At 38.6% G+C, this 3,781-nt stretch carries 5 protein-coding genes and 1 pseudogene; all 6 read left to right on the top strand.

Annotated features, from left to right (window positions below):
• On the top strand, positions 1–384 hold a 384-nt coding region (locus tag FWJ59_RS08495; RefSeq protein ID WP_414481513.1), incomplete at its 5' end, for a hypothetical protein.
• An 86-nt stretch (positions 385–470) separates the two neighbouring features.
• Positions 471–1,301, top strand: a complete 831-nt coding sequence (locus FWJ59_RS08490) for a hypothetical protein (RefSeq protein ID WP_414481512.1) — start codon at positions 471–473, stop codon at positions 1,299–1,301.
• Between the two features lie 260 nt (positions 1,302–1,561).
• A complete protein-coding gene (locus FWJ59_RS08485; protein ID WP_414481511.1) occupies positions 1,562–2,062 on the top strand; it encodes a hypothetical protein in 501 nt (166 codons plus the stop codon).
• A complete protein-coding gene (locus tag FWJ59_RS08480) occupies positions 2,059–2,865 on the top strand; it encodes a hypothetical protein (protein WP_414481510.1) in 807 nt (268 codons plus the stop codon). The genes FWJ59_RS08485 and FWJ59_RS08480 overlap by 4 nt, the downstream gene beginning before the upstream one ends.
• 19 nt (positions 2,866–2,884) lie before the next feature.
• Positions 2,885–3,541, top strand: a complete 657-nt coding sequence (locus FWJ59_RS08475; RefSeq protein WP_092281979.1) for an ABC transporter ATP-binding protein — start codon at positions 2,885–2,887, stop codon at positions 3,539–3,541.
• Positions 3,534–3,781 (top strand): annotated as a pseudogene (locus FWJ59_RS08470) (hypothetical protein); the annotation flags it as partial. The gene FWJ59_RS08475 and the pseudogene FWJ59_RS08470, both read left to right, overlap by 8 nt.

Genomic DNA, 3,781 nt, shown 5'->3' with positions numbered 1-3,781 from the left:
GGAAAGCTGTTGCTGTGTCTGAGCTTGGCAATTACTCTTTTGTCATTCACAACAGCTTTTGCAGTTAGTGGGTATTATCAAGTTTCGCTCCCCTGGTTCAAGCAAGATATAGTCGTAATGAGTGGTAGCAAAGTCTATAATGATGATTATGTATTAAATAGGGTTGATTATGTTGGCGCTCAGTATGATGCGGCAGATTTCTGGGTAGTCAGGCAAGATGGCTCAAGGATATCAGATAATTATGCATGCTATGAAGGGCAAGGGACATACACAATAAGTTTTAAGACAGATGAGCGAGCAGGCACTTTTATCATGCTTTATGCACAAAATCACGATATAACATATGTAAACGTGACGTTGAGCGGATATGCAGATTTGAGGTAAGGGTTGAAATATTACAGATATAGCAGATTTTATTCGGGGCTATGGTATTTATCATAGCCCCGAACTTATAAAAGGAGGCAGATTTTGTGTTGTTTAATGTTTTGAAAACTGAATTTGCCAAGCTTCTCAAAAGAAGAGAGTTTAACATAGTGCTGACGATTGAAGTTGTACTGATCTCGATCCTTTTTATTTTAACGTCTATTACATACTATAAAGGTTATACTTCAGAGTTGCCTTCTGCCTATCAGATGTGGATAGGTTATAGAAATGGCAACTTCAGCTTTGTAGGAGATATATATTATCTGTTTTTTCTCACCCTACCGGCGAGTATAGCGTTTGCAGATACATATTTGGAGGATAAAAAAGGGCGTGTACTTAACTTTGTCGTTGCCCGCTGCAATAAAAGTTCGTATATCCTGAGCAAAGGTATCGTTACCTTTTTCTCTGGCTTTATAGTGATTTTTTTGCCTTTACTGTTGAATCAGCTTCTCTGCATGGTTGCTTTTCCTCTCTATACGGTTTCCGAAGTAAATGGCGGAAATCCCGCCTATGACAGATATTATCTTACCAGACTTTACTTTCAAGGCCTGCACACTATAAGTCCATACTTACATAATCTGTGGTTCATGTTCTTGGATGGCGTTTTCGGCGGTGTAGTTGCCATATTTTCCTATGCTATATCGTTTTTCAGAAAGGTAAATAGGTATACGGTTGTGGTTTTACCCACTGTTCTTTATTTCACACAAAATTTTGTACTTGCTTTACTCGGAAAGGCAAATTATTGCTTAACTTATTATTTATATCCCACCACGGGCGTAAAAGGGTTAGATTACATGGTGTTTATGTGCATGATGGCGGTTTTGCTGATGACAAGTATATTTATGATTATTTTAAACGCAAGAAGGGAAGAGATTTAAAATTGCGGCTTTGTAAAAAGTTTTTGAGTAAAATATTTTTGATGGTTGGGAAGAAGCGTGTAATATTTTATCTGATGATACTGGCTTTTAATATTCGGATATCAGTACTTATAGGCCTAGAGGCAAATTTAGTAACAGATAACCTCCGCATAAATGACATATACCTGCTCTTTTCCCGTTTGATCTATTTCGCTTTATATTATGTACCAATTTTTCTTATAATCATAAGCCATGAAGATATACTCAATCACACACTGATATTGGTAAGGTTTAAAAATATTGATATATGGTGGAAGGAAAAAATCAAGCTGCTTTCAATAGATACGGTGTTATATGTCATCCTTCTCGAACTTCCTATAATTGTAACGGCTGTGATGTATATAGGAGTGCCGCATCTTCTGGAAGCGAAAATTCTTGCCTTTATGCTAGGGGATTTTATTATAAAGTACCTGATATTTCTGCCAACAGGGATTATTTACCTGATATCATCATTTGTAAGCAAAAGGCGGTATGTAGGTTTTCTAGTTGGTCTTTTTACTGGTAGCCTTGATTATATACTGACGCTGATTAAATTGGATAGATATGCTATGACCACTACAGGAATCTTGGTAGAGTTCATTTTTGGTCTTGAGCTGCCTATGATGAAATTCCTGCTGTTGTCGCTGGTGTACTGCAGCTACTTGTCATTTTTATCCTTATTTTTGCTTTTGATGGGCGTGAAAATCCTGGGGAAAACGGATATACGGAGGAGCGGTTTATGATAAAGAAAGTATCGGTGTTTATTACGGCCGTAGTCATCGGGGTTTTATCTTCGTTGATTCGGCTTGACTTCATAACAAACTTGGCTGAAGGGGCTTCAATAGAATTGCTGGTGATGTTTGCTGCAAATTTTTTGCCGTATCCTGAAGAAAAAATAACTTTTGAGCTTATATCATCTCTAACGTATATTGCCCCTAAGTTATATATTCTTATAGCCTTTGGAGATTTTTTTTATGATGACTTTAGAATAAGTTCGGTTTATGTTTTTACAAGGAAGGATAACAGGGTAAAATGGTTTCTAGATAAACTATTTCATATACTGAAGCATTTAGTTCTATACTTTGCTATAATTACTGCCGTTAGTGTGATAATTGGCTTTGCTAATAATTTGCCTGTAGCGTCGATACAGGGCCTTTTATTGGTATCCTCTGTATGTATTCTTCTCAATGTTACGGTCACATTAGTATTTGTTTTGTTGATAAATGTATTATCTTTGTATATAAGCTGTGAAATGTCCCTATTCTTGACCTTGCTTGCGTACGTTTTTGCACATCTTCCAGCCATTGTTAAACTAAGTGATCCAGTGCAGCATTTGCTAATTAAGCTTAACCCCGTACTGCAACCTGTCTTACCGTGGCATGATGACGGTTTTCTGCTGGATTATATTCAGCCTTTGGATATCCCGGCAATACCGGGATTTAATGTTTACTGGTCGTTTCTTGTATTAGGGGCTTACCTGGTTTTGGCTGTTTTTGTGGGAATAAGGGTTATAAAGACGGTGGAGATAACCGATAGAAATTATTAAAATCGGGAGGTATGCAGATATGATGGCGGTCGAAATATATCATTTGACCAAGATAATCAAGGGGAAGACGATATTAGATGACATAACCCTGGAGCTGGAAAGAGGGAAGATATACGGTTTTTTTGGGAGAAATGCTTCGGGAAAGACCATGCTGTTTAGGGCCATATGCGGATTAATAAAACCTACTCGCGGTGAGGTTAGGGTGTTTGGAAAGAGGATTGGCGTAGATGTCTCATTCCCCGAAAGCCTTGGTTTAATAATAGAAAACGTGGGATTCTGGGAACAGTGGACGGGCTTTCAAAATTTAAAATTTTTGGCTTCAATAAAAAATATCATTACAGATGAAGACATAAGGGCTGCCATCAGAAGAGTAGGCCTTGATCCAGATGATAAGCGCATTTACGGAAAGTATTCTTTGGGCATGAAGCAACGCCTTGGCATAGCTCAGGCCATAATGGAGAAACCGCAGCTTATTGTGCTGGATGAGCCCACCAACTCGCTTGACGAAGAAGGGGTTGGGCTGGTCAGGAACATCCTGCTGGAAGAAAAGGAAAGGGGGGCAACAATACTAATTGCCAGCCATATCAAAGAGGATATTGACCTGTTGTGCGATGAAAAGTTCAAAGTAGAAGCCGGGAGAATATATCCTGCCGGGAGTGAGGTTGAAGATGAATAGGATATGTATTTTGATTATGACTTTGGCTATTGCCGCAGCGTTGGTTGTGGCGGGTATGGTGCGTGCCTCTTTTGTCGATACTCAAAATATGAGTTTAGATGATTTGATGGAATATAAAGTTTCAGCAGTAGCACGACTTTATGAAGACGATATTTCATTTTCAAAGCTGGTTGCCGATTCTGAAGTAATAGTTGAGGTAGCAGCTTCCGAAAGGAAGTTCTTGCATGGGACGTCTCTAGC

The sequence above is a fragment of the Caldicoprobacter sp. genome (assembly GCF_047459465.1).
GTDB lineage: Bacteria > Bacillota > Clostridia > Caldicoprobacterales > Caldicoprobacteraceae > Caldicoprobacter.
This window is presented reverse-complemented; position numbering and strand designations above follow the sequence as displayed.